This is a genomic window from Xanthomonas sp. NCPPB 1826 (assembly GCF_056725285.1).
Genome location: NZ_CM161521.1, coordinates 4,744,577 through 4,769,302, shown reverse-complemented (window position 1 = coordinate 4,769,302; position 24,726 = coordinate 4,744,577). Strand labels below are relative to the sequence as shown.

21 protein-coding genes and 2 pseudogenes are annotated in these 24,726 nt (G+C 65.4%); 15 read left to right on the top strand and 8 right to left on the bottom strand.

The features are described 5' to 3' along the window. Positions 1 to 6 precede the first annotated feature (6 nt). From AC1PLA_RS20070 to rpmG, 5 genes are all read left to right on the top strand, one after another. Positions 7 to 1,278, top strand: coding sequence for a TolC family protein (locus AC1PLA_RS20070; protein WP_481105218.1), 1,272 nt, complete (start codon positions 7 to 9; stop codon positions 1,276 to 1,278). A 218-nt stretch (positions 1,279 to 1,496) separates the two neighbouring features. After that, a complete protein-coding gene (locus AC1PLA_RS20065) occupies positions 1,497 to 2,759 on the top strand; it encodes an efflux RND transporter periplasmic adaptor subunit (RefSeq protein ID WP_481105217.1) in 1,263 nt (420 codons plus the stop codon). 323 nt (positions 2,760 to 3,082) lie between these two features. Beyond that, positions 3,083 to 6,262, top strand: a complete 3,180-nt coding sequence (locus AC1PLA_RS20060) for an efflux RND transporter permease subunit (protein WP_481105216.1) — start codon at positions 3,083 to 3,085, stop codon at positions 6,260 to 6,262. A 202-nt stretch (positions 6,263 to 6,464) separates the two neighbouring features. Continuing rightward, positions 6,465 to 6,701: a 50S ribosomal protein L28 gene (gene rpmB / locus AC1PLA_RS20055; RefSeq protein ID WP_002809459.1), complete on the top strand. Its 237-nt coding sequence runs from the start codon at positions 6,465 to 6,467 to the stop codon at positions 6,699 to 6,701. A 13-nt stretch (positions 6,702 to 6,714) separates the two neighbouring features. After that, positions 6,715 to 6,882, top strand: coding sequence for a 50S ribosomal protein L33 (gene rpmG / locus AC1PLA_RS20050; RefSeq protein ID WP_002809462.1), 168 nt, complete (start codon positions 6,715 to 6,717; stop codon positions 6,880 to 6,882). 376 nt (positions 6,883 to 7,258) lie between these two features. On the opposite strand, the gene AC1PLA_RS20045 is transcribed toward rpmG, so the two are convergent. The 3 genes from AC1PLA_RS20045 to AC1PLA_RS20035 all read right to left on the bottom strand — a co-directional run bounded on the left by AC1PLA_RS20045 (position 7,259) and on the right by AC1PLA_RS20035 (position 10,237). Continuing rightward, positions 7,259 to 8,281, bottom strand: a complete 1,023-nt coding sequence (locus tag AC1PLA_RS20045; RefSeq protein ID WP_102584196.1) for an amidohydrolase family protein — start codon at positions 8,279 to 8,281, stop codon at positions 7,259 to 7,261. 236 nt (positions 8,282 to 8,517) lie between these two features. After that, positions 8,518 to 9,573 (bottom strand): 4-oxalomesaconate tautomerase, encoded by a 1,056-nt coding sequence (locus tag AC1PLA_RS20040; protein WP_481105215.1) that lies wholly within the window; start codon positions 9,571 to 9,573, stop codon positions 8,518 to 8,520. Continuing rightward, entirely contained in the window at positions 9,566 to 10,237 is a 672-nt protein-coding gene (locus tag AC1PLA_RS20035) for a 4-carboxy-4-hydroxy-2-oxoadipate aldolase/oxaloacetate decarboxylase (protein ID WP_166764836.1), read from the bottom strand. Before AC1PLA_RS20035 ends, AC1PLA_RS20040 begins: the two co-directional genes overlap by 8 nt. Positions 10,238 to 10,338: 101 nt before the next feature. Between AC1PLA_RS20035 and AC1PLA_RS20030 the strand changes: the two genes are divergently transcribed. Beyond that, positions 10,339 to 11,649, top strand: a complete 1,311-nt coding sequence (locus tag AC1PLA_RS20030) for a LysR family transcriptional regulator (protein WP_481105214.1) — start codon at positions 10,339 to 10,341, stop codon at positions 11,647 to 11,649. A 13-nt stretch (positions 11,650 to 11,662) separates the two neighbouring features. Beyond that, the gene (gene cls / locus AC1PLA_RS20025) at positions 11,663 to 13,081 is read left to right on the top strand and encodes a cardiolipin synthase (RefSeq protein WP_349782760.1); all 1,419 of its coding nucleotides are present in this window, start codon (positions 11,663 to 11,665) and stop codon (positions 13,079 to 13,081) included. Positions 13,082 to 13,091: 10 nt separating this feature from the next. Here cls and AC1PLA_RS20020 read toward each other — a convergent pair whose 3' ends face one another. After that, positions 13,092 to 13,487 carry a VOC family protein gene (locus AC1PLA_RS20020; RefSeq protein ID WP_481105213.1) on the bottom strand — a complete coding sequence of 132 codons (396 nt, stop codon included), beginning with the start codon at positions 13,485 to 13,487 and terminating at the stop codon, positions 13,092 to 13,094. Between the two features lie 167 nt (positions 13,488 to 13,654). On the opposite strand from AC1PLA_RS20020, the gene AC1PLA_RS20015 reads away from it, so the two are divergent. From AC1PLA_RS20015 to AC1PLA_RS20000, 4 genes are all read left to right on the top strand, one after another. Further along, complete coding sequence (locus tag AC1PLA_RS20015) at positions 13,655 to 15,049, top strand: FAD/NAD(P)-binding protein (RefSeq protein ID WP_481105212.1); 1,395 nt, start codon at positions 13,655 to 13,657, stop codon at positions 15,047 to 15,049. A gap of 306 nt (positions 15,050 to 15,355) precedes the next feature. Beyond that, on the top strand, positions 15,356 to 17,542 hold the full coding sequence (uvrD, locus tag AC1PLA_RS20010) for a DNA helicase II (protein ID WP_102582151.1): 2,187 nt from the start codon (positions 15,356 to 15,358) through the stop codon (positions 17,540 to 17,542). Between the two features lie 114 nt (positions 17,543 to 17,656). Further along, positions 17,657 to 18,295, top strand: a complete 639-nt coding sequence (locus AC1PLA_RS20005) for a hypothetical protein (protein WP_146093951.1) — start codon at positions 17,657 to 17,659, stop codon at positions 18,293 to 18,295. Between the two features lie 375 nt (positions 18,296 to 18,670). Next, the gene (locus AC1PLA_RS20000) at positions 18,671 to 19,117 is read left to right on the top strand and encodes a universal stress protein (protein ID WP_046346103.1); all 447 of its coding nucleotides are present in this window, start codon (positions 18,671 to 18,673) and stop codon (positions 19,115 to 19,117) included. 161 nt (positions 19,118 to 19,278) lie between these two features. Here the strand turns inward: AC1PLA_RS20000 and tagK are convergent. Then, a pseudogene (gene tagK / locus AC1PLA_RS19995) lies at positions 19,279 to 19,909 on the bottom strand (transcriptional regulator TagK). A 338-nt stretch (positions 19,910 to 20,247) separates the two neighbouring features. On the opposite strand from tagK, the pseudogene AC1PLA_RS19990 reads away from it, so the two are divergent. Beyond that, positions 20,248 to 20,375: pseudogene (locus AC1PLA_RS19990) on the top strand (type VI secretion system contractile sheath small subunit); the annotation flags it as partial. A gap of 376 nt (positions 20,376 to 20,751) precedes the next feature. Here the strand turns inward: AC1PLA_RS19990 and AC1PLA_RS19985 are convergent. Together AC1PLA_RS19985 and AC1PLA_RS19980 are read right to left on the bottom strand one after the other, a co-directional pair. Continuing rightward, entirely contained in the window at positions 20,752 to 21,441 is a 690-nt protein-coding gene (locus AC1PLA_RS19985) for a hypothetical protein (protein ID WP_349782762.1), read from the bottom strand. Positions 21,442 to 21,565: 124 nt separating this feature from the next. Further along, on the bottom strand, positions 21,566 to 22,129 hold the full coding sequence (locus tag AC1PLA_RS19980; RefSeq protein ID WP_047127615.1) for a TetR/AcrR family transcriptional regulator: 564 nt from the start codon (positions 22,127 to 22,129) through the stop codon (positions 21,566 to 21,568). Positions 22,130 to 22,194: 65 nt separating this feature from the next. On the opposite strand from AC1PLA_RS19980, the gene AC1PLA_RS19975 reads away from it, so the two are divergent. Beyond that, entirely contained in the window at positions 22,195 to 23,229 is a 1,035-nt protein-coding gene (locus tag AC1PLA_RS19975) for an NADP-dependent oxidoreductase (protein ID WP_481105211.1), read from the top strand. Then, the gene (locus AC1PLA_RS19970) at positions 23,229 to 23,612 is read left to right on the top strand and encodes a hypothetical protein (RefSeq protein ID WP_047127613.1); all 384 of its coding nucleotides are present in this window, start codon (positions 23,229 to 23,231) and stop codon (positions 23,610 to 23,612) included. The genes AC1PLA_RS19975 and AC1PLA_RS19970 overlap by 1 nt, the downstream gene beginning before the upstream one ends. 214 nt (positions 23,613 to 23,826) lie before the next feature. Here AC1PLA_RS19970 and AC1PLA_RS19965 read toward each other — a convergent pair whose 3' ends face one another. Then, positions 23,827 to 23,967 (bottom strand): glutamyl-tRNA(Gln) amidotransferase, encoded by a 141-nt coding sequence (locus tag AC1PLA_RS19965; protein WP_481105210.1) that lies wholly within the window; start codon positions 23,965 to 23,967, stop codon positions 23,827 to 23,829. A gap of 296 nt (positions 23,968 to 24,263) precedes the next feature. Here AC1PLA_RS19965 and AC1PLA_RS19960 point away from each other — a divergent pair, with 296 nt between their 5' ends. Next, positions 24,264 to 24,686, top strand: a complete 423-nt coding sequence (locus AC1PLA_RS19960) for a DUF2147 domain-containing protein (RefSeq protein WP_481105209.1) — start codon at positions 24,264 to 24,266, stop codon at positions 24,684 to 24,686. The last annotated feature ends 40 nt before the right edge of the window (positions 24,687 to 24,726 follow it).

Below are 24,726 nucleotides of genomic sequence, written 5' to 3'. Positions count from 1 at the left end.
ACCCTCATGTGGTTGCGACTGACGGCACTTGCCGTCTTCGCGGTCGTGCCGTGCGCCATGGCGCAGGACGTACCGCCCAAGCCCGTGCTGACCCTGGACGACGCCATCACGCGCGTCGCCCGGCAGCACCCCGACCTGCGTCTGGCCGATGGTCAGCGCGCGGTCCTCACCGCTGAAGCCGAGCGCGACGCGTTGCGTCCGCCGTTGCGCATCGGCGCCGAACTGGAAAACGTGTTCGGCAGCGGCCCGACCCGCGCGCTGGACCAGGCCGAACTCACCGTCACCCTGGCCGGCGTGCTGGAACGCGGCGGCAAGCTGGACGCGCGCCGCACCCTGGCCCAGGCACGCATCGACGCACTGGCGCCGCAACGTGCGCTGGCGCGCCTGGACGTGCTGGCCGAAGTCGCCCGGCGCTATCTGGCCATCGGCATGGCCGCGCAACGGCATGCGGCCGCGCTGGAAACCCTGGCCCAGCGCCAACGCACCGTCAGTGCCGCGCGCCAGCGGCTGCAGGCCGGCGCATCGCCCGAATCGGTGCTGCTGACCGCCCAGGCCCTGCAGGCGCGCGCGGAACTGGAGCGCGATCGCGCCCAGCAGGAACTGCTGGCCGCACGCCGCCAGCTGGCGGTGTTGTGGGGCCAGCGCACGCCGGACTTCGGCGATGTCACCGGCGACCCATTGCAGCTGCCGGCGATTCCCGAATTCGAGGTGCTGGCGCAGTTGCTCGATGCCACCCCCGAACTGGCGCGCTTGAACGGTGAGCAGCGCGTGCGCGAGGCACGGGTGCGGCTGGCACGCAGCCAGGCGCGCCCGGATCTGGACTGGCAGGTGGGCGTGCGCCGGCTCGAAGCCAACGATGCCACCGCACTGCTCGGCAGCGTCTCGCTGGCGCTGGGCAGCGCCGCGCGTGCGCAACCGGAGATCCGCGCCGCCGAAGCGGAGCTGTCGTTACTGGAGATCGAACGCCAATCGCAGGCACTGACGCTCTACACCACGCTGGCCGACGCGCATGGCCGCTACCGCGCCGCGCAGCTGGAAGTGGCGCGCATGCGCAGCGATGTGCTGCCCGCACTTGCGCGCGCCGATGCCGCCGCCGAGCGCGCGTACCGCGCCGGCGCCACCAGTTATCTGGACTGGGCGCAGCTGCAGGCACAGCGCAGCGATGCACGCCAGCAGCAACTGGCCGCCGCGTTGGAAGCGCAGACCGCATTGATCGAAATCCAGCGCCTGACCGGGCAGCCGTTCGTGGCCGACAGCACTGCGCAGGTGGGGCCATGAGCGCTACCTCCGCTGCGCATTTTCGCCCTGCCTGCCCGCGTCCGCCTGGAGCCGCTGCGTCGGTATCGGCCTCGGCGCTTGCAACCGCATCGGCATCCAGCAGTCGCCAAGCGCTGCTCGCGCCTACCGCGCCTACTGCGCATCCAAGACATCTGGCGCACACCATCTTCGTTCGTTCGCCCGACGCACAGCGTCGGCGCCAACCAGGATTTTCTTCGATGACACGTTTTCTGCTCGCGCCGCTGTTGTTGGTGCTGCTGCTGGGTGGCTGCGGCCGCAACGGCGAACAATCGCATGACCACGCAACGCCCGGCGCCGAGGGCGACGCCGACGCACATGGCGAGGAAGCCGAAAAAGGCACGCACGGCGGGCGCTTGCTGCACCAGGACGGCGACAGCGTGGAACTGGCGATTGCCGAAGACGGCACACCCCCCACGTATCAAGCTTGGCTGTATCGCGATGGCAAACTCTTGCCGCCCAGCGCCGGCAGTGTCGAAGTGCGCCTGACCCGGCTCGGCGGCGTCAACGAAGTGCATCGATTGCGCGCGCGCGACGACGGTAGCCTGTTGGCCGACAGCACGGTCGGCGAGCCGCATTCATTCGATGTGGAAGTAAGCGCCACCGTGCAGGGCAAGTCGCATCGCTGGGCCTATCCCAGCTATGAAGGGCGCACCACCATCGCGGCCAAGATCGCGCAGGACGCCGGCATCCGGGTTACGCCGGTCGGTCCCGGCAGCATCGCCGACCAGCACGAGGTGCAAGGCCTGCTGACGCCGGCAGAAGGTGCGCAGGCGCAGGCCACCGCCCGCTTTCCCGGGCCGGTGCGCAGCCTGCGCGTCAACGTCGGCGACCAGGTGCGCGCCGGCCAGGTGCTGGCCACGGTGGAGAGCAACCTGAGCCTGACCACGTATTCGGTCAGTGCACCGATCAGCGGCACCGTGCTCGCCCGCAATGCCAGCCTGGGCAGCAACGCCAGCGAAGGCCAGGCGTTGTTCGAGATTGCCGACCTGTCGAGCCTGTGGGTGGATCTGCATATCTTCGGCGCCGATGCCGGGCACATCACCGCCGGCGCACCGGTGACGGTGACCCGCATCAGCGATGGCGTGGTGGCGCAGACCACATTGGAGCGCGTGTTGCCGGGCACGGCCACCGCGAGTCAGAGCACGGTGGCGCGCGCGGTGCTGCGCAACAGCGATGGCTTATGGCGGCCGGGTTCGGCGGTGAAGGCGCGGGTGACGGTGGCGCAGCAGCCGGCGGCGATGGTGGTGCCGGTGGGGGCCTTGCAGCAGTTTCGCGACTGGGAGGTGGTGTTCGTGCGGGTGGGGGATGTGTACGAGGTGCGGCCGGTGAAGTTGGGCGCGCGCGATGCACAGCAGGTGCAGGTGGTGTCGGGTCTGACCGCGGGTGACGCGGTGGTGGTGGAGCAGAGTTATCTGGTGAAGGCGGATATCGAGAAGTCGGGGGCATCGCATGATCATTGATCGCTGCGCTTCCGGTTTGCGTCTGCCTCGACCGCAAGCGCGTGCTTGCGACCGGTTCGTCCATTCTTCGGCGAAACGTTTTTTACGTCGTCCACGCACTCACGGCGCAGGCGATCACGCCAGCAACAGCGTGAGAATCTGCGCGGCAAAGGTCGGATGCGTCGGGGGCGAGCGCGATAGCGGCGAGGGTCCGGATCCTGGCTGCAGTGCCGCCGGCCGACGGCAGCCCGCTGCGATTGCACAGGCGTCGTGCGTGCGTACGCACGCACTGATCGACGTGGCTGCGCACGCCGTTGCGCCGAGCGTGCGCGGAGGTGTGCGCCATGCTCACTAACATCATTCGGTTCGCGATCGCGCAGCGGTGGCTGATGCTGGCGTTGACGGCGGTGCTGATTGCGATCGGGGCGTGGAGTTTTTCGCGCCTGCCGATCGATGCCACCCCGGACATCACCAATGTGCAGGTGCAGGTCAATACGGCCGCGCCGGGGTACTCGCCGTTGGAGTCGGAGCAGCGGGTGACGTTTCCGCTGGAGACGGTGCTGGCGGGCTTGCCGGGGCTGGAGTCCACGCGCTCGTTGTCGCGCTATGGCTTGTCGCAGGTGACGGCAGTCTTTGCCGATGGCACGGACCTGTATTTTGCGCGGCAACAGGTGGCCGAGCGGCTGCAGCAGGTCAAGTCGCAACTGCCGGCCGACCTGGAGCCGCAGCTGGGGCCGATCGCGACCGGGCTGGGCGAGATCTTCATGTACACGGTCGAAGCCAAAGCGAATGCGCGCAAGCCCGATGGCAGTGCGTGGACGGCCACCGATCTGCGCACCCTGCAGGACTGGGTGGTGCGCCCGCAGTTGCGCAATGTGCCTGGCGTCACCGAGGTCAATACCATCGGCGGCTACGCGCGGCAGATCCATATCACGCCGGATCCGGCACGCCTGGTTGCCCTGGGTTTCACGCTGGACGATGTGGCGCGCGCGGTGGAGGCGAACAACCGCAACACCGGCGCCGGCTATATCGAACGCAACGGCCAGCAGTTCCTGGTGCGGGTACCGGGGCAGGTGGACGACGTCGCGCAGATCGGGGCGATCGTGCTGGATCGGCGCCAAGGCGTGCCGATCCGGGTGCGCGATGTGGCGCAGGTCGGCGAGGGGCGCGAGTTGCGCACCGGTGCGGCCACCCAGGACGGCACCGAAGTGGTGCTCGGCACGGTGTTCATGCTGGTCGGCGCCAATAGCCGCACCGTGGCGCAGGCCGCAGCGCAGCGGCTGGAAGTGGCCAATGCCAGCTTGCCGGCCGGCGTGCAGGCGGTGCCGGTCTACGATCGCACCGCGCTGGTGGACCGCACCATCGTCACCGTCGCCAAGAACCTGATCGAAGGCGCGTTGCTGGTGATCGTGGTGCTGTTCCTGCTGCTGGGCAATGTGCGTGCGGCCCTGATCACCGCAGCGGTGATTCCGCTGGCGATGTTGTTCACCCTCACCGGCATGGTGCGCGGTGGCGTGTCCGGCAACCTGATGAGTCTGGGTGCGCTGGATTTCGGCTTGATCGTCGATGGCGCGGTGATCATCGTGGAGAACTGCCTGCGCCGCTTCGGCCAGGCGCAATTGCGCCTTGGGCGGGTGCTCGAGCGCGACGAACGTTTCGAACTGACCGCCGAAGCCACGGCAGAGGTGATCCGGCCCAGCCTGTTCGGCCTAGGCATCATCACGGCGGTGTATCTGCCGGTATTCGCGCTCACCGGCATCGAAGGCAAGATGTTCCATCCGATGGCGATCACCGTGGTGCTGGCGCTGAGCGGTGCGATGCTGCTGTCGCTCACTTTTGTCCCCGCAGCGATCGCCTTGTTGCTCGGCGGCAAGGTGGCCGAGCACGAGAACCGCGCGATGCGCTGGGCGCGCGGTGTGTATGCGCCCTTGCTGGATCGCGCGTTGCGTCACGGCCGTTGGGTCGGTCTCGGTGCGGTGGCGGCGGTGGCGCTGTGCGCGGTGTTGGCCACGCGCCTGGGCAGCGAGTTCATCCCGAACCTGGACGAGGGCGACATCGCGCTGCACGCCTTGCGCATTCCCGGCACCAGCCTGGAACAGGCCATCACCATGCAGTCCACGCTGGAAAAACGCATCAAGCAGTTTCCGGAGGTGGCGCATGTGTTCGGCAAGCTCGGGACTGCCGAAGTGGCGACCGATCCGATGCCGCCATCGGTGGCCGATACGTTCTTGATCATGCATCCGCGTGCGCGATGGCCGGACCCGCGCAAGCCCAAGGCGCAGTTGGTGGCCGAGATCGAGGAAGCGGTGAAGCAGCTGCCCGGCAACAACTACGAGTTCACCCAGCCGATCCAGATGCGCATGAACGAGCTGATTTCTGGCGTGCGTGCGGATGTGGCGATCAAGGTCTACGGCGATGACCTGGACACGCTGGTCAAGCTGGGGCAGCGCGTGCAGGAAGTCGCCAGCACGGTGCCGGGTGCGGCCGACGTGAGCCTGGAGCAGGCCACCGGCCTGCCGATGCTGGCAGTGGTGCCCGATCGCGCCGCACTGGCCGGGTACGGGCTCAATCCCGGTGTGGTGCAGGACACGGTGTCGGCGGCGGTGGGTGGGCAGGCGGCCGGGCAGTTGTTCGAAGGCGACCGCCGGTTCGACATCGTGGTGCGCCTGCCCGAAGGCCTGCGGCAGGACCCGACGGCGCTGGCCGATCTGCCGATCCCGCTGCGTGGCGATGGCGAGCGCGCCGATGTCGACGAGTCCAGCCGCGCGGCCGGCTGGCGGAGTGGCGAACCGACCACGGTGCCGCTGCGCGAGGTCGCAAAGCTACAAACCGTGCTTGGGCCCAACCAGATCAATCGTGAAGACGGCAAGCGCCGCATCGTGATCACCGCCAATGTGCGCGACCGCGACCTGGGCGGGTTCGTCGCCGAGGTGCAGCAGCGTGTGCAGGCCGAGGTCGTGCTGCCCACCGGTTACTGGATCGGCTACGGCGGCACCTTCGAGCAACTGATCTCCGCCGGCCAGCGCCTGGCCTGGGTGGTGCCGGGCACCTTGCTGCTGATCTTCGCGCTGCTGTACTGGTCGTTCGGTTCGCTGCGCGATGCGTTGGTGGTGTTCAGCGGCGTGCCGCTGGCGCTGACTGGCGGTGTGGTGGCGTTGGCGCTGCGCGGCCTGGCGTTGTCGATCTCCGCCGGTGTCGGCTTTATCGCGCTGTCAGGGGTGGCGGTGCTCAACGGCCTGGTGATGATCGCCTTCGTGCGCAGCCTGCGGGCCGAGGGCATGTCGCTGGAGCAGGCCTTGCGCGAAGGCGCGCTGAGCCGCCTGCGCCCGGTGCTGATGACTGCGCTGGTGGCCGCACTGGGCTTTGTGCCGATGGCCTTCAATGTCGGCGCCGGGGCCGAGGTGCAGCGCGCGCTGGCCACGGTGGTGATCGGCGGCATCGTCTCGTCCACCTTGCTGACCCTGCTGGTGCTGCCGGTGCTGTATCGCTGGCTGCACCGCGAGCGGGCGGGAAGTGCAGGCTAAGTGCTTGCGGCACATAGGAAAGCCGTGCATAATGCGCGGCTCGCTGTGCCCGGATCGCTCCGGATGGCGGCACCCAGCGCGATGGGGTTGCCGGCTTGTTCCCAGCGTAAGTTCTTGATTCCCAACGTTGCGTGGCAGCTTGACGCTGTCGGGGCCGCCGCTCCCCAGGCTATGGGTGGCAATTCATTTATCGAGGTGCGTAATGTCCCGCGTATGCCAAGTATCCGGCAAGCGTGTGCAGACGGGTAACAACGTCTCCCACGCAAACAACAGAACCCGTCGTCGCTTCCTGCCCAACCTGCACGAGCGCCGCTTCTGGGTCGCCAGCGAGAACCGTTGGGTGAAGCTCCGTGTCTCCGCGCATGCATTGCGCACCATCGACAAGAACGGGATTGATGCCGTTCTGAAAGAGCTGCGTGCGCGCGGCGAAAAGGTCTGAGGAGTAAGCAGTCATGGCAAAAGGCAAGCGTGACAAGATTCGTATGATTTCCTCGGCCGCTACCGGCCACTTCTACACCACGGACAAGAACAAGAAAAACACTCCGGGGAAGATGGAAATGATGAAATACGACCCGGTCGTGCGTAAGCACGTGATGTACAAGGAAGGCAAGATCAAGTAATCCACCGATTACCCGATCTGCATCCAGGCAAACACCCGCCGCAAGGCGGGTGTTTGCGTTTGTGGAGTGTTGCGGGGTTGATCGCAACAATGGGTTAAATCCGCACACTTCCTGGGCCGCTCCATCTCGGCGGACTGCATCCCCTCTCCCTCCGGGAGAGTGGGTGGGGTGAGGGTACGGGGCGAAGCCACTCGCAAGCGAGACGTCGTTTTTCCGATTGCACGCACCGTCAGTCGCTGGCAGTTCGAGGCGAAGCAGCCGGCGTTTCACTTCTGAAGGCGCGTGGCGACGCGTTTGACATCGCAGACGGTGACCGCTCTCCGAGGCGCCCCTCATCCGCCCCTGCGGGGCACCTTCTCCGGCAGGTAAGAAAGAGTCACAGCCCGCGCGCACGCAATTGCGCATCCAGGCGTGGATACACCCGTCGCGCATTGCCTTCAAACACCTTGCGCTTGTCCGCGTCGGGAATCGCCAAGGCATCGATGTAGCGCTTGGTGTCGTCGAAATACTGGCCGGTCTGCGGGTCGATGCCGCGCACCGCACCGACCATCTCCGAGCCGAACAGGATGTTGTCGATGTCGATCACCTCGAACAGCAGATCAATGCCGGGCTGGTGATACACGCAGGTGTCGAAGAACACATTGCGCATCACATGCGTGGACAGCGGCGGCTTGCCGAGCATGTCGGCCAGGCCGCGGAAGCGACCCCAGTGATATGGCACCGCGCCGCCGCCGTGCGGGATGATGAAGCGCAAGTCGGGGAAATCAGCGAACAGATCGCCTTGGAGAAACTGCATGAACGCGGTGGTATCGGCATTGAGATAATGCGCGCCGGTGGCGTGGAAGTTGGCGTTGCAGCTGCCCGACACATGCACCATCGCCGGCACGTCGAGCTCGACCATCTTTTCGAAGAACGGATACCAGGCGCGATCGGTCAATGGCACCCCGTTCCAGTGCCCGCCGGACGGGTCAGGATTGAGATTGCAGCCGACAAACCCGAGTTCGCTGACGCAGCGTTGCAGCTCGGCGATCGACTGGGCGATCGGCACGCCCGGCGACTGCGGCAACTGACACACGCCGATGAAGGTCTGCGGATACAGCTGCACCACGCGCGCGATCAGGTCGTTGCAGTGGCGAGTCCACACCTGGCTGACCGCTTCGTCGCCGATATGGTGCGCCATGGTGCTGGCGCGTGGCGAAAAGATCGTCATGTCGGCACCGCGCTCGCGCAACAGGCGCAGCTGGTGCTGTTCGATGCTTTCGCGCAATGCGTCGTCGGAGATGGACGGATACACCGGCGCGGGCAGGCTTGGGTCGTCGTACTGCGCGATCTGCGCCTTGCGGAAGGCATCGTGCGCCGCGGGCGCGGTGGTGTAGTGACCGTGGCAGTCGATGATCATGGCAAGGGTCTTGTTGAGGCGGCGGGATCGGTGAGTAAAAACGACCACGTACGCGGAAGGCGGACCCGCCCGGTGCGCGGAACCTGCAGGTGCCCACGTAGGGTGTGGTGCGCGCATGGATGCTCACGCGCAGGTCGCTGCGGCACGCGGTGTCAGCCACGCCGCGCGGCAGGCGCAGGTCGTGGGCCGGGCATGGCCGATGGCGATCGATCCAGCGTGGTGGCGCATCCATCCGCTCAGCCATACAACTGCCCATCGAACAGCTTGCGTGCAGTGCGCAGCACGGCGGTGCGCACCACCTCGCCGTGCGAATCGACCGTGATCACGCAACTGCTCGCGCCGCTAGGATGCTCGACCTCCAGCTGCTGGGTGGTGCCGCCAGGCAGCTGCGCCAGGGCATGCGCGGACGAGCCGGGCAGCAGGCAGGCAGTGGCCACGGTGACGGCGCCGAGCACGCCGATCGAGGCGTGACAGCGGTGCGGAATGAATGAGCGCACGCTGATCGCGCCGCCATGGCGCGGGGCGGCGACCAGCATCATCTTGGGCACGGTGGCCTCGGCAACATCGCCCAGCTGCATCAACGGGCCGGCCTGCAAGCGAAGCGATTCCAGGCGGGTTTTCAGTGCCTCGTCTGCATCGAGGGTGTTGCGGTCTTCGTAACCGCTGATGCCGAGATCGCTGGCGCGCAGCACCACGCAGGGCATGCCGTTGTCGATCAGCGTGACCTCCACGCCATCCAGGATATCGACGCTATTGCCGGTGGGCAGCAACGCACCACAGGAAGAGCCGGCGATGTCGGCAAATGCCAGCGCAATCGGCGCCGCGGTGCCGGGTACGCCGTCGATGCGCGCGTCGCCGTCGTAGCGCACCTGGCCGCCGGGCGTCTGCACGCTGGCGGTGGCCAACGTGCCGGTGTTGCGCATGAAGATGCGCACCTCGGTTTCGCCATCGCGTGCGGGCAACAAGCCCCGCTCCAGCGCGAACGGCGCAACGCCGGCCAGCATGTTGCCGCAGTTCTGCGCGTCGCTGACCTGTGCCTGGTCCACCGACACCTGCAGGAACAGATAGTCCACGTCGGCATCGGCGCGTGCCGAGCGCGACACCACCGCGACCTTGGAAGTCAGCGGGTCGGCGCCGCCCATGCCGTCGATCTGGCGGACATCCGGCGAGCCGTAGGCGCGCAGCAGGAAGGCATCGCGTGCGGCGCGCTCGTCCGGCAATTCGTCGGCCAGGAAAAAGCCGCCCTTGGAGGTGCCGCCGCGCATCCACATCGCGCGGACCTGCTCAGACATAGCGCAGGCCCTTGGCCGCCAGCCGCTCGCGCATGGCATAGATGTCCAGGCCCAGTTCGCCGCGTGCCAGGCGCTCGCGTTTGCGCAGTTCGCGCGCTTCGCGTGCCTGCGCTTCGGCCAGCACCGCGTCGGCGCTGGCGCGCGGCACCACGCACACGCCATCGTCGTCGGCCACCACCACATCGCCCGGCTGCACCAGCGCGTCGGCGCAGACCAGCGGCACGTTGACCGAGCCCAGCGTCTCCTTGATGGTGCCCTGCGCGCAGATGGCGCGGCTCCAGGCGGGGAACTGCATCGCCGTGAGGTCGCGCACATCGCGTACTCCGGCGTCGATGATCAGGCCGCGGCAGCCGCGCGCCTGTGCCGAGGTGGCGAGCAGGTCGCCGAAATAGCCATCGCAGCAGGCGCTGGTCGGGGCGACCACCAGCACATCGCCGGGCTGCAGTTGCTCGATGGCCACATGCATCATCCAGTTGTCGCCGGGCGGGATCGACACGGTGACGGCGGTGCCGGCGATGCGGCAGCCGGCGTAGATTGGGCGCAGGCGATGGTGCAGCAGGCCGCTGCGCCCCTGCGCCTCGTGCACGGTGGCCACGCCGGCCTGCGCAAGCCCGTCGACGACGGCCAACGGAGTGCGCTCGATCCGGGTGACGACCTGGCTCATCCATCCATCCTCGTTAGGGGTGCACCGAGTCTGTGCGGCGAGCGCCTGCTGGCTCAAGATTCATTTGAGGTATGCATATTGGTTTTGCTTATAGTTAGAGCATGCCGCCGACTCCCGAGCCGAACCTTCGCCATCTTTACGCCTTGGTGGTGGTGCACCGGCTGGGCAGCATCAGCGCGGCCGCGCCGCAGGTGAATCTGTCGCAACCGGCATTGACCCAGGCGGTGGCGCGGCTGGAACAGCAGCTCGGCGTGCGCCTGTTCGAGCGGCATCCGGGCGGCATGGTGGCTACCGAGGCCACGCAGTGGCTGGTGCCGCGCATCGCACGGGCGTTGGAGCAACTGAGTCGCGGCATCCGGGTGGCGCGGCGGGCGTTGCGATTGCCGGCCCGGCCCGGCCTGGAGCGACGGGTCTCGCTGGGCCAGCTGCAGGCGCTGGTCGCGGTGGATGTGGCCGGGAGTTATTCGCTGGCGGCGGCGCGCGCCGGGGTCTCGCAACCGGCGATCTACCGCGCGGTGCAGTCGCTGGCCGATGTGATCGAGGTACCGCTGACGATGCGCCGCGGCAAGACCATGCAGGCCACGCCGGTGGCCACGCGGCTGCTGCGGCAGGTGCGCCTGGCGCTGGCCGAATTGCGCGCCGGCCTGGACGAAGTGAGCGCGTTGCGCTCGCAGCACGCCGGCCGGATCGCACTGGGGGTGATGCCGCTGGCGCGGGCGATCCTGCTGCCGCAGGTACTGGCGCGGTTTGCGCGCGCGCATCCCGGTGCCAGCGTCAACGTGGTCGAAGGCCCGTATGACGAATTGCTGGCGCATCTGCGCGAGGGCGGGCTGGACCTGCTGATCGGTGCGTTGCGCGAGCCGTTGCCGGTACGCGATGTGCTGCAGGAGCCGTTGTTCGACGACGAGCCGGTGATCGTGGCGCGCAGCGGGCATCCGCTGGCCGGACGCGCCTATGCGTTCGCGCAGTTGCTGGACTATCCCTGGGTGATCGCCACCACCGGCACGCCGGTGCGCGCACGCTGGGAGCAGATGTTTCGCGATCAGCGGATCGAGCCACCGGCGCTGCGCATCGAATGCGGCGCGGAGCTGACCATCCGCGGGCTGCTGCTGGAAGGCGACTGGCTCACGCTGATGTCGCGCGACCAGTTCCTGTTCGAGCGCCGCGCCGGCTTGCTGTGCGAGATCGGCCGCGCCGGGCCGCAGCTGCGCCGCCAGATCGGCATGACGCTGCGCAGCGACTGGCATCCCACCCGCGCGCAGTCGGCGTTCGTGCAGACGCTGCGCCAGGTCTGTGCCGAGCGCGTGCAGCCGGCCGATGCGCAGGGCGGGCCGTTTCGCTATTGCGCGCCGATCGACGCGCCCGCCCCGTTGCGTTCACGCACCGGCCGGTCAGAATCGGAGCCTTCTTGAGAACGGATCGCTGATGCTGCCTGACTGGTTGCAAGGGACCTGGCTGTTGGCACTGGACTGGGCGATTCGCCTGGCCGCGCTGTTGTGGATTCCGGCCCGCACCACGCCGGGTGCGGCACGCAGCTGGTTGCTGCTGATCGGCTTCGTGCCGGTGGTCGGCCTGCCGCTGTATCTGCTGTTCGGGCATCCGTGGCTATCGCGGGTGCGGGTGGAACGCCAGGCCACTGCCTCGCAGGTGATCCGCGAGCAGCAACTGCCGCTGCATGCTTTGCGCTGGACCCCGCAGGCGGACACCAGCAGCGCCGAGGTGGTGCCGCTGATCGAACGCCAGGGCGATTTCATGCCCACGCTGGGCAATGCGGTGGACTTGCTGGACGACTACACGCAGTCGCTGCAGGCCTTGATCACCGCGATCGACATGGCGGAAAAGCGCGTGCATCTGCTGTATTACCTGATGTTCGACGATGCGGTGGGCGACGCGGTGGTCGCCGCGCTGCTGCGTGCCGGTGCGCGCGGCGTGCGCTGCCGCGTGCTGCTGGATGCGGTGGGCGCCAAGCGCGGTCTGCGCCATTACCGCAAGCAGCTGCAGGCCGGTGGAGTGGACGTGCTGGCGGTGTTGCCCGGCGGCCTGCGCTGGCGCCGCAGCGGGCGCATGGATCTGCGCAACCATCGCAAGATTGCGGTGATTGACAATCAGGTGGGCTTTGTCGGCTCGCAGAACCTGGCCGAGGCCGGGTTCATCAATGGGGTGCCCAACCGCGAGCTGGTGGCGCGAGTGCGCGGGCCGGTGGTCAATCATCTGGAAGCGGTGTTCGCCAGCGACTGGTTCACCGAAACCGGGCAGCGCCTGGACGTATGGCCGGATGCGCCGGTGTGCGAGGCCAACATCGCCACGCAGCTGCTGCCCAGCGGGCCGGCGTATCCGTTCGAGAATGCGCGCGATGCGATCAACGCGGTGATCCATCTGGCGCGGCGCAAGGTGGTGCTGGTGACACCGTATTTCGTCCCCGACGAAGCCTTGCTCAGTGCCTTGCGCATTGCTGCCGTGTCGGGCGTGGATGTGCAGCTGATCCTGTCGGAGAGCAACAACCAGATCCTGGCGGCCTGGGCGCAGGAGGCGTATTTCGAAGAGCTGCTGCGTTGCGGGGTCAAGATCGCGCTGTATCGCCCGCACTTCCTGCATGCCAAGCACCTGAGCGTGGACGAGGACATCGCACTGGTCGGCTCGATCAACCTGGACATCCGCTCGTTCGCGCTCAATGCCGAGATCGGCATGCTCTGCTACGACCAGGGCGTGGTGCAGCGGCTGCGTGCGATCGAGCAGGATTACCTGGCCAACGCACGCCAGCTGGAGCTGGAGCAGTGGCGCACGCGCCCGGCCTGGCGCCGCAGTCGCGAAGGCATTGCGCGGCTGGCCGATGCGTTGATGTAGCGGCCTTACGTCAGTCCAGGCGCATCACCTGGAAGACGTTGCCCTCCGGGTCGCGGCCGTCGTACATCTGGTACGCAAAGCCGGCGTAGCGTTTGAGCTCGCCCACCGGTACGCCTGCGCTGCGCAATTGCTCGCGATGGGCCGCCAGGTCCGAGGTGATGGCAAAAACCAGCTTTGTGGTGGAGCCGGCCGCCGGTCGTGGCGGATCCGATGCCGGCGATGCCGGCAACTGGCGGTACCTGTCGCCGACCAGGTGCAGCGCCAGCTCGATCTGCCCTGCGGCCAGGACGACCCACTGATCGGCGATCTCTTCGCGGACGGGGAGTGAGAAATGGGCCTGGTAAAAGGCCTTGATTGCCGCGACATCGTGGACGTAGATGATGAGCCTGACCAATGCAACAGACATGCTGTGGGGCCTCCCAGGGCCTTTGCCGAGCGTGCGCAGCCAATCGTAAGCGCTTGTGATGCCGGGCGCGCGGAAACTTGGCAAGCCGGAGGCCGGCCGGCGAGGCGCCTGCGCAGCCAGGACACGGCGATCGGGGGTCCGGCGCAGCCATCGCCTACAATGCCGCAATGAACCCAGTGCGTGATTCCGGCGATGCAACGATCGCCATCGTCGGCGGTGGCGCATCCGGTGTGCTGGTGGCGCTGCAGCTGTTGCGTCAGGCCGCCGCGCCGCGACGGATCGTGTTGATCGAGCCGCATCCGTTGCTGGGCGAGGGGGTGGCGTATTCCACCACGCGTCCCGAACACCTGCTCAATGTGCCGGCCGCACGCATGAGTGCGCTGATGGATGCACCGCAGGATTTTGTCGACTATTTGCGTACGCACGCATGTTGCCCGGAGCTGGACGATACGCAGCTGCCGCAGCAGTGTGTCGGGCGCAGGCATTACGCCCCGTATCTGCACGATCGTCTGCAGGCCGCGCGTGCAACCAGCGCTGCCGCCCTGATCGTGCGTACCGCACGCGTACAGACCTTGCAGCCCAACGCAGACGGTGCGCTGTTGCATCTGGACGACGGGCACACGCTGCAGGCCGCCGCCGTGGTGCTTGCGGTTGGTAACGCGCTGCGCCCGTTGCCGTTGCGTGGCGCCACCGGCCTGTCGGCTGCGCAGCGGGTGGAAGCCTGGGACACCGAGGCGGTGGCCGCGTTGCCGCAGGACGCTGCGGTGTGCATCGTCGGTTCGGGGCTGAGCATGGCCGACACCGTGGTGACGCTGGCCGCGCAGGCCCATCGCGGCGCGGTGCATGTGGTGTCGCGGCACGGGCTGTTGCCCTTGCCGCATGCGCATGGCGCGGTGGCCGTGTTCGACCCGCAACCGCTGCTGGCGCTGCCGTTGCGTGCGCGCATGCGCGCGTTGCGCCGGCACGCCCGCCTGGCGCTGGCGCAGGGGCTGCCGTGGCAGGGCGTGATGGAACGCATCCGGCCCTTGAGTCAGGCCTTGTGGCAGACCTTGTCGGTCGCCGATCAGCGCCGTTTCCTGCGGCATGTGGTGCGTTACTGGGATGTGCATCGCCATCGCGTTGCCGGGCCGGTGCATGCGCAGTTGCAGGCGATGCAGGCGCGCGGGCAACTGCAGTTGCATCGCGCGCGGCTGGATGTGGCGTTTGAGGTCGGTGCATGCGTGCGCGTGAGTGCGGGCGCTGCCCGTGCCGGGCATGCCTTGCAGCTGGATGTGCAGACGCTGGTCAACGCCACCGGCGTGGAAATGCGCGTGCAGGCGATGCGCAACCCGCTGCTGCAGCAGCTGCTGGGGCAGGGCATTGCGGTGGCCGGGCCGCATGGGATCGGGGTGGATACCGCTGCCGATGGCTGTCTGATCGACGCCGAGGGGCGCGCCAATCCGCGGTTGCGGGTGATCGGCAGCCTGCGGATCGGGTCGTTGTGGGAGAGCCTGGCAGTGCCGGAGCTGCGTGAGCAGGCAGCGGCGATTGCGCCGGATGTGTTGGCATTGCTGGGGCGGTGAGGGGCCATTGTTCCCTTCTCCCGCCGGGAGAAGGCGGCGCGTAGCGCCGGATGAGGGCGCCTCAGACCTCTATCAGTGCCTGCAGTGACAAACGCGTCGCCACGCGCCTTCGGAAGTGATGCACCGACTGCTTCGCCCCGTACCCTCACCCCAATCCCTCTGCCGATGGGAGAGGGGCTTACTCCCTTCTCCCATCGACAGAAGGTGCCCCGCAGGGGCGGATGAGGGTACGTGCGAAGCCCCGCATTCCCAACCGCTTCATCGCAATCTCAGCCGCAGCGACGCCACAACCGGTAAAATACGGCGGTGGATGTCTCTCATTTGCTCGATCATTTAAACCCCGCCCAGCGCGAGGCCGTTTCCGCGCCGCCGGGGCACTACCTCGTGCTGGCCGGCGCCGGCTCCGGCAAGACGCGCGTGCTGATCCATCGCATCGCCTGGCTCAACGAAGTCCAGGGCGTGCCCAACCACGGAATCTTCGCGGTGACCTTCACCAACAAGGCCGCCGGCGAAATGCGCCACCGTACCGACCTGCAGCTGCGCAACGGCAGCCGCGGGATGTGGATCGGCACCTTCCATGGGCTGGCGCATCGGTTGTTGCGCCTGCACTGGCAGGATGCGCGGCTGCCGGAAGGCTTCCAGGTCATGGACAGCGACGACCAGCTGCGGCTGGTCAAGCGCGTGGTGCAGGCGCTGGAGCTGGACGAGGGCAAGTATCCGCCCAAGCAGATGAGCTGGTGGATCAACGAGCAGAAGGACGAAGGCCGCCGTCCGCAGCATATCCAGCCCGAACCCAACGATGATTGGACCGAGGTGCGCCGGCAGGTGTACGCGGCCTACCAGGAACGTTGCGACCGCTCCGGCCTGCTCGATTTCGCCGAGTTGCTGCTGCGCGCGCACGAACTGCTGCGCGACACCCCGGCCCTGCTGGCGCATTACCGTGCGCGCTTCCGCGAGATCCTGGTCGACGAATTCCAGGACACCAACGCCATCCAGTACGCCTTCGTGCGCGTGCTGGCCGGCGAGACCGGCCACGTGTTCGTGGTCGGCGACGACGACCAGGCCATCTACGGCTGGCGCGGCGCCAAGGTCGAGAACGTCCAGCGCTTCCTGAAGGATTTCCCCGGCGCGCAGACCGTGCGGCTCGAGCAGAACTACCGCTCCAGCGCCAATATCCTGGGCGCGGCCAATGCGGTGATCGCGCATAATCCGGACCGGATCGGCAAGCAGCTGTGGACCGATTCCGGCGACGGCGATCCGATCGACCTGTATGCGGCCTACAACGAGGTCGACGAGGCGCGCTATGTGGTCGAGCGCGCGCGGCAGTGGGTGCGCGACGGCGGCAGTTATGGCGAAGTGGCGGTGCTGTATCGCAGCAACGCGCAGTCGCGCGCGCTGGAAGAAGCGCTGATTTCCGAGCAGCTGCCGTACCGTGTGTATGGCGGCATGCGCTTCTTCGAGCGTGCCGAAATCAAGGATGCATTGGCATACCTGCGCCTGCTCACCAACCGCAGCGACGATGCCGCGTTCGAGCGCGCGGTCAACACGCCCACGCGCGGCATCGGCGATCGCACGCTGGATGAAGTGCGCCGCCTGGCACGCGCCAACGCGTTGTCGCTATGGGAAGCGGCGATGCTGTCCACGCAGGAAAATACCCTGGCCGCCCGCGCCCGCAACGCGCTGGCCACGTTCCTGAGCCTGGTCGGCCAGCTGCATGCCGAAACCGGCGACATGGAACTGGCCGAACGCATCGACCATGTGCTGATGCGCTCGGGCCTGCGCGAGCATTGGGCCAAGGAAAGCCGCAGCGGGCTGGATTCGGAATCGCGTACCGAGAACCTGGACGAACTGGTGTCGGTGGCCTCGCGCTTCACCCGCCCGGACGATGAAGACAGCCAGGGCATGACCGAGCTGGTGGCCTTCCTGGCCTACGCCTCGCTGGAAGCCGGCGAAGGCCAGGCCCAGGCTGGCGAAGAAGGCGTGCAGCTGATGACGCTGCATTCGGCCAAGGGCCTGGAATTCCCCATCGTGTTCCTGGTCGGCCTGGAAGACGGCCTGTTCCCGAGCGCGCGTTCGCTGGAAGAAAGCGGCCGGCTGGAAGAAGAGCGCCGCCTGGCCTACGTAGGCATCACCCGCGCGCGCCAGAAGCTGGTGCTGTGTTACGCCGAATCGCGGCGCATCCACGGCCAGGACAACTACAACGTGCCCTCGCGCTTCCTGCGCGAGATTCCGCGCGAGCTGCTGCACGAAGTGCGCCCGAAAGTGCAGGTCTCGCGCACCGCCTCGCTTGGCGCGACCCGCGGCGGACCGGTACATGGCGTGGTCGAAGCCGCACCGATCAAGCTCGGTGCCAATGTCCAACACCCCAAGTTCGGCGGCGGCGTTGTCGTGGACTACGAGGGGGCCGGTGCGCACGCGCGGGTGCAGGTGCAATTCGATGACGTCGGCGCCAAGTGGCTGGTGATGGCGTATGCGAATTTGACGGTGATGTAAGCGTTTCTTCTACTACGGGGAGACGCACTGTGGTGGCCGCTGCTGATTGGACAACGAGGTTTTCCCTTCTCCCATCGGGAGAAGGTGGCGCGCAGCGCCGGAGGAGGGTACGTCGTGGCTGGCAGTGGCGATGCGCGAATTTCCACAGGACGGAGCGAAGCAATGATGGTGGAAGCGACGATAAAAGCTTTTGTGGAAGCCTCGATTTCTGCAGAGGAATTTGAACGCAAGATTCAGTCAGATGCATCCTTCGAACGTCTTCTAAAGAATGAAGTTCAACTTCCTGCCTACATCCAGGAAGCTGATCTCTACACGCATCTGATCAGTCAGGACTACAGCCGGATCGGCTCTGTCTACAATGTTCAAAAACTACTTTGCAGCTTCTTGAAGAAACACAAGGTTGCGCATGTCTGTAGTGAAAAATATAGCGAGTTACTCGAGTTGACACTGAAAGCTCAGCCCAAATGGCTTGATCTTCCATCCTGGTACTTCTCCCTTGCTATCGAAGGTCAGGGCGATAGCAATGGAAAGGAACTGGTGAGAATTTTAAAAGACAAGATCGCGCAGGATTTTCGTTTCTTGAAATCGGCGCCGAAGTGGCTGCAAGGCCCTGATTGGCCTATCGTTGAAGGACGGCCGTTGGTGTTTGTAGGGCAGATCGATATTGGCAGCCTCCGTCACGACACTGCGCAGCTATACATTTTCTATGATGATCACACTGGAGCATTCGTAAATTTCAGCCAGTCCTGCTAGAGGCTGCCGAGCTGGCAATACCAGCGGCCAGTGAAAGTTTTCATGTCATGCGTACACGTGCAACGCATCCGACAGCAGACGAGCGCGTTGCATCTACGCATTGCGGTCGTAAATTGGACATGTAACCGTCACTACGAGCGTGCCGTTGTGCGCTGCCCGATGCATTCACAGCATCATCCGTGACACCCTGCGATCGAATCGAACGCAGAGCAACAGACGGCAGGATGCGCAGAAAATGCGTCGGGCGAGCTCTACAACCCTGCTTGAGCAACTGTGCGACCGCCGCAGCTGGATTGATCCACATCAATGTCTGCGTCGCTGGACCCTGTCAGGCTGCCATCACCGGCGATGCTGCCAGTCACTTCGGAGATCACCATGTACAAACGTATCCTGATCGCCATCGATGCATCCGAGCTGTCGCATCGTGGTTTGTTCCAGGGCCTTGAACTGGCCAAGGCGACTGGCGGCAAGGTCGATATCGTCACCGTGTCCGAGCCGTGGGCGATGGGCATGTATGACGCGATGGGCTGGAGCGTGGGCTACGAGGCAAGTCCGGAGTACCGCAAGGAACGCGAAGCTGCCGCAGAGAAGATCCTGCGCCCGGCGCTGGAGCTGGCGGCCGCGGCCAATATCAAGGCCACGTCGCGCCACGTGCTGGACCGCTTCGCCGCCGAAGGCATCGTGCAGACCGCCAAGGAGTGCAACAGCGATCTGATCATCATGACCTCGCACGGCCGCCGTGGCATGCGCCGCATGCTGCTGGGCAGCCAGACGGTGGAGGTGCTCACGAACAGTTCGATTCCGGTGCTGGTGATCCGCTGATCGTTGGATGTTTTGCTGCGCCAGAGCAGATGCAAGGCGTCCTACGTTCCAAGTCGCACAATCTCCCGTAGGAGCGCGCCTGAGCGCGACGGGGCGTTATCGGTAAAGCCTCATCGCGCTCAGGCGCGCTCCTACGCGGATGGCGGATTGCGAATTGGAGGTCAGCTTTCCATTGGTGCCGGCTGTGCAAGACGCCGTAGCGCTTCGGTATGCGCCAGCGTGGCGGGCTGCACCGGCAGCGTGCCGGCACGCACCGGCGCGTCATCCTGGCGCGTGTGCTGGCTGAATTCGCGCATGAAGCGCCACACCGGCATGTAGTGTCCGCGGCGTGGCGATTGCGTCGGCGGCGCGGCGCGGCACTGGCGGCGCCATTGCATCGGCGGCATGCCGAAACGCTGCTGGAAGCAGCGTTGGAACTGCCGCTCCGACGCAAAGCCCATTTCGTACAGCAGCCAGGTCAGGCCGCACTCCGGGTAGGCCTGCAGATAACGGTACGCGGCGCACAGGCGCTGCTCGCGGATATAGCTGGCCACGCCCCCGCGCGACTGGAACAGCCGGTACAACGATGCACGCGACAGCCCGAACGCCTGCTGCAGGGACTCGGTACCGAGCTCGGCCTCGCCGATGTGCTGCTCGATGTAGGCCAGCAGCTCGATCATCAGCGATGCATGCGCCTCCATGGTCGAGGCCGCTTGCGGAACGATGGCGTTGTAGTAGCTGATGCTCATGCGGTACTGCCTGCGGCCCACCTCCGGGGCCTGTCCTTCGATCAACCGAAAAAAGCATCGCCAACCCATCACGTCTCTTTCATGAAGTCGGCCGCGCATCACGCATCGGCACGAGTGAGAGGATTTGTCGGTTGTGTGCAGGGGCATTCCTTAGACTCGCCGCACTGCTGAAGAGGCGTCATCGCACGGCCTGTCGCTTGGGTCCGCGTGGTGCGGTAGTTGCGGGCAGGCCAGCAGCAGCGGCGTCACGCAGGCTCCAGGCGATCGGCCGGGCCGGCGATATCCAGGCCACAAGACTGCGCACGTGACCCGCACGTTGGCGCAACGGGCAAGCTCAATCGGAAATCAGGCATGGCCAGCCGTCAGAAGTTCATCGCCCGCAATCGGGCGCCACGCGTGTAGATCGAATACGACGTGGAGGTCTACGGCGCGCAGAAGAAAGTGCAGATTCCGTTCGTGATGGGCGTGATGTCGGACCTGTCCGGCGCCAATCTGAGCTGCCGTCGCTGGGCGATCGCAAGGCATTGCAGTCGCTGGCGTCAGCGGCCAAGCCTGCCTCCGAACCGGAAGGGGCCTGACGGAGCTGGATCAGAACAGCACGATGTTGCCACCCAGCGATTGGGACGCCTACCTGCCCATCGCCAAGTCCACCTGGTTCAATCGCAAGCTATGCGAGGCGGCCATGCGCTGAGCATGAGGCGGCCTGTGTCCTTGCGCGCAAGTAAGCGTTGTCAGATCGCGTCGCGCCGATGGGCGGTCGTGTGCGACCGAAATGGTGCTGGAATCGTCGGCCGCCAACGTGCTCACCGAAGATCACTGCACGCATCATCTCGAAGGCAGTGTTGGACTTCGGGAGACTGAGCCGTTTTCCAGGCGCTCCCGAGTAAAGCGCAATGCATAGCCCGGTCAGTGAATCGTCGTTTTCTCAGTGATCGCTGGGTTGCTCGGCGGCCCATGCGCTGCCTGTGTAGCCGCCCTGTGTGCCTCAGCAATCAAGGCTTGCCTGATCATTTCTTGTTGGTAGGTCTTGGAGGCGCTTTCAGCCAACTGAGGTTCAACCTGCAATAAGTGGTCATTGAGAAAGGCACGCTGTAGACAATACGCATCGTACAGAGGCGCATCACGCATCAGTGCTTCATGCATGACATTCCAATGCGACCTGGCAAGTTCCTGCACCAACGCGTCGTCCTGAAGATCGATCTTTTCAAAGCCTTCTAGACGTGGTTGTGCTGGAACCCAGGCGGGTATGGCGGGGGGTTTAGGCCACTGGTCATAGCCAAGAAAGCGCTGGGACCAGATGCCCAGCTTCATGAGGGCTAGTGAAAACGGAAGGGGCAAGATCACCAATATCATCCAGTAATTGCGCTCGATTGCCTCAACTTGTGTCGGGATGATGCTAGCCAATTGATCCAATAAAGCGTTGGCCAGTGCGATGCCGATGGTATGACAAATAGGATAGGCCAATGCTCGATGGAGCCAACGACGCCAACGGACACGATGCCCCAAGTTGGGCGCAGAACTGGGCTCCATAAAGAGCAGATAATTGATGAAAAGAAGTGCCAGAAAGAAAATGCCGACGGCTTTGGACAGTTCCATGTCGCTTGTTCTCTTTATCAGGGGGCGTCATCGTGACCAGGTAAGCACAGCTGCCCGAAGTTGCTGAAGAAAGGGCGTCGGGTCAGACGCGTCGGTCGTTGCAACGCTGCTGCTCCTAGCTTATCTACTGCGTCGCTGCAGGGGCACCAACGAGAATCGCCCCGGTCACGACCTCGAACAAGCGGCCGGACCGATCAGTATGCGATGGCTGTTCGCGAAGCCAGGCCAACGCGGCGATGAGGTCGAACAGTTCGTCTCCGTCGATGTCGGCACGCGCCTTGCCATCTGCCTGGGCTCGCGCCAGCAGTGCCGCGCCAGCGCAGCGTAGCCTGACGCAGGAGCCGTGCAACGCGGAGGATTCGTCTTCGATGGCCGACATCATCGGCGCAAGGACGCCGCGCTGGCGGTGCGTGAAGTCGATGATGTCCTGCAGCCACAGCACCAATGCCCGGTCCGATGCGTCTGCGTGCTGCAAGCCATCGGCCTTGGTCGCCAGGTCTTCGAAGCTGCTGCGCAATAGCGCTTCCAGCAACGCCTCACGTGTGGGGAAGTGCCGGTACAAGGTGCCCAGCCCGACTCCGGCACGGCGGGCGATGTCGCGCAGCGATGCCTCCGCTCCTGATTCTGCGAGGGCTTGCCGCGCCACGTCCAGCAAGCGCTCATAGTTCTTTTGTGCGTCGGCTCTCATATCCACCCTGTACATTCGGAGCAGTGCTCCGTATATTCGGAGCACCGTTCCGTTAAGGGTATCGCATGCAAGCCACTGCAGAAAAGATCAAGACGATGAAAGCCATCCGTCAGACCGCATTCGGCGGGCCCGACGTGCTCCGCTACGAAGATTCGCCTATGCCTGCGCTGCAATCGGGCGAGGTGCTGATTCGGGTGCGCGCCGTCGGCTTGAATCCCCCCGACTGGTACCTGCGTGAGGGCTACAAGGCGCTGCCCGCGCAGTGGCGCCCGGCGGTGGATTTTCCGTTGATTCTGGGCACGGACGTGTCAGGCGTGATCGAAGCAGTCGCCGACGACGTCGAAGGGCTGTCGGTGGGCGAGGAGGTCTATGCGATGGTGCGCTTTCCGAGCGGATTGGCCGGAGGCAGCCGGGCGTATGCACAGTATGTGACCGCACCAGCGGGCGAGGTCGCCGTCAAACCGTCCGGGATCGATCATGCCCACGCTGCGGGTGCGCCCATGTCGCTGTTGACGGCCTGGCAGTTCATGGTCGAACAAGGGCATAACGCACCCAATCCGCTGCAACCGATGCCGCATGTGCCGGTGGAGCTGCACGGCAAGACCGTGGTGGTCAACGGTGCCGCCGGCGGCGTCGGTCACTTTGCAGTGCAGTTGGCGAAATGGAAGGGTGCACACGTGGTTGCGATCGCCTCAGGCAGACACGAAGCATTCGTGCGTGAGTTGGGCGCAGATGTATTCATCGATTACACCCGGGTAACGCCGGAAGATGCCATCAGCGAGGCAGATCTGGTCGTGGATGCCGTGGGCGGTCCGGCGACGGGGCGATTCCTCCACACGCTCAAACGTGGTGGAGCGCTGTTTCCGATTTTTCCGCTCGGATTTGATGGCCGGCAAGCCGCCGGCACCTTGGGTGTGAGCGTCTCCACCACCCAGGTCAGGTCCAGCGGCGCACAACTCGCTGCGCTGGCCACGCTATTGCAGTCCGGTGTCGTGCGCGTAGCCATCGACAGCAGCTTCGATCTGTCGCAGGCGCGGCAGGCACACGAACGCGCCGCGCAAGGCCACATCCAGGGCAAGATTGTGATGACCGTTGAGTGATGGACGACCGCCAGGCACTCCTGCATACGAATGTTCTCAAGGCCGCTGTCGATGACCTGCTCAACAATCGCCAGCTGAGCGTGGAAGAGGCCATGGACCGGCACTTCAGCCCCGACTTTCGTCAATGTACCAACGGCCTTTGGGAAGACCGCGCTGCCGTGCGCGAACGCATCATGCAGCTACGCGAAGATCTGCAGCACGCCACGTTTGTTGTACGCGACGAGTTTTGTTGCGGCAATCGCTATGCGCAGCGGCACACGATTGCCCTTGCGATGCGAGATGGCGCAGCGGCTGCGCTCGATGTCTACGTGTTCGCCGAGCGCGATGCCGATGGGCGGTTTCTGTGGATCGAGGAAGCGGTTCATTCAGTTGCAGTGGCATAAGCCAACTTGTCATGACGCCGGAGAGCAGCAACAAGCACTGCAGCGCTCATTGCCAGGTACGCGCAGCCGGTGTGTAGTGCGGCATGTAACACGTGTATACCCAGATTCTGGGTGCGTCTTCCACACCCGCCTGATGACGGCCGTTGCGTGTTGTAGGCCGCTTGCCCGCGTCGAACTGAAAGCGCCCGGGAGTGGCCAACTCCGGGCGCTGTCGTCACGGCACCGGATGCAGGTTGCGTACGGAACTGACGCTCTTCAGTAGCGCAGCGAGGTGCAGGATGGCGGATTCCGCCTGCCACTTGCCGACGATCTGCACGTTGATCGGCAGACCTTCCCTGCTCGTGCCGAACCACATCGCAACGCCAGGCAGGCGGCGACATTGAGCGGCACGGTTGCGCCCTGGAGATAGGCGGCGTCCATGGTCTTGCCGTCGATGCTGAATTCGGCGACGCCGTTGGTCGCTGGTGCAATGGATCAGACAGAAACCTTGAGAGCTTCCTGCGAAGTTCCAGGTTTCTAATCATCTCCCAAGACCGCGTCGCTACGCTTCGATTCGCTTGATCCAACGCAAGCTGCAGCGGCGGCAGTGGCACCGCCGTAGCTTGTCAATCCGCGTGCCATACGCGTCGTATCGACGTCTGGGGAAATCCGATGAACCCGATCTCAGTCATAAGCTGTCTTGCGTTTGCCTTTGCAACGTTGAGTGCACCGACATTCGCCGCCGAACCAATCACCGGGAAATGGTTCACCGACAACCAGCAGGCCCTGGTGGAAATCCGGCCCTGTGGCGCGTCGCTCTGCGGCACCATCATCAAGGTCTTGAGGAGCAAGCCCGGTAGTGCAAAGACCGATGTCTTCAATCCGGATCCGGGCAAGCGCAACAACCCGATGGAAGGCACGGTGATCCTCAGCGAGCTGGTGGATGCCGGGGATCTGTGGAAAGGCAGGATCTACAACCCCGAGTCCGGCAAGACCTACAACGCCAAGCTCACGCGCGGGGCGGATGGCTCCTTGAAGGTGGAGGGCTGCGTGGCCTTCATCTGCCAGGGGCCGACCTGGCAGCCCGCACCTTGATGGCTGCCTGACCTGCGGCCCCACGCGCGCTTGCCAGGGA

Coding starts and splice junctions, on each gene's coding strand:
- AC1PLA_RS20070 (WP_481105218.1), top strand. CDS start 7: ATGTGGTTGCGACTGACGGCACTTGCCGTCTTCGCGGTCGTGCCGTGC.
- AC1PLA_RS20065 (WP_481105217.1), top strand. CDS start 1,497: ATGACACGTTTTCTGCTCGCGCCGCTGTTGTTGGTGCTGCTGCTGGGT.
- AC1PLA_RS20060 (WP_481105216.1), top strand. CDS start 3,083: ATGCTCACTAACATCATTCGGTTCGCGATCGCGCAGCGGTGGCTGATG.
- rpmB (WP_002809459.1), top strand. CDS start 6,465: ATGTCCCGCGTATGCCAAGTATCCGGCAAGCGTGTGCAGACGGGTAAC.
- rpmG (WP_002809462.1), top strand. CDS start 6,715: ATGGCAAAAGGCAAGCGTGACAAGATTCGTATGATTTCCTCGGCCGCT.
- AC1PLA_RS20045 (WP_102584196.1), bottom strand. CDS start 8,281: ATGATCATCGACTGCCACGGTCACTACACCACCGCGCCCGCGGCGCAC.
- AC1PLA_RS20040 (WP_481105215.1), bottom strand. CDS start 9,573: ATGTCTGAGCAGGTCCGCGCGATGTGGATGCGCGGCGGCACCTCCAAG.
- AC1PLA_RS20035 (WP_166764836.1), bottom strand. CDS start 10,237: ATGAGCCAGGTCGTCACCCGGATCGAGCGCACTCCGTTGGCCGTCGTC.
- AC1PLA_RS20030 (WP_481105214.1), top strand. CDS start 10,339: ATGCCGCCGACTCCCGAGCCGAACCTTCGCCATCTTTACGCCTTGGTG.
- cls (WP_349782760.1), top strand. CDS start 11,663: ATGCTGCCTGACTGGTTGCAAGGGACCTGGCTGTTGGCACTGGACTGG.
- AC1PLA_RS20020 (WP_481105213.1), bottom strand. CDS start 13,487: ATGTCTGTTGCATTGGTCAGGCTCATCATCTACGTCCACGATGTCGCG.
- AC1PLA_RS20015 (WP_481105212.1), top strand. CDS start 13,655: ATGAACCCAGTGCGTGATTCCGGCGATGCAACGATCGCCATCGTCGGC.
- AC1PLA_RS20000 (WP_046346103.1), top strand. CDS start 18,671: ATGTACAAACGTATCCTGATCGCCATCGATGCATCCGAGCTGTCGCAT.
- AC1PLA_RS19985 (WP_349782762.1), bottom strand. CDS start 21,441: ATGGAACTGTCCAAAGCCGTCGGCATTTTCTTTCTGGCACTTCTTTTC.
- AC1PLA_RS19980 (WP_047127615.1), bottom strand. CDS start 22,129: ATGAGAGCCGACGCACAAAAGAACTATGAGCGCTTGCTGGACGTGGCG.
- AC1PLA_RS19975 (WP_481105211.1), top strand. CDS start 22,195: ATGCAAGCCACTGCAGAAAAGATCAAGACGATGAAAGCCATCCGTCAG.
- AC1PLA_RS19970 (WP_047127613.1), top strand. CDS start 23,229: ATGGACGACCGCCAGGCACTCCTGCATACGAATGTTCTCAAGGCCGCT.
- AC1PLA_RS19965 (WP_481105210.1), bottom strand. CDS start 23,967: ATGTGGTTCGGCACGAGCAGGGAAGGTCTGCCGATCAACGTGCAGATC.
- AC1PLA_RS19960 (WP_481105209.1), top strand. CDS start 24,264: ATGAACCCGATCTCAGTCATAAGCTGTCTTGCGTTTGCCTTTGCAACG.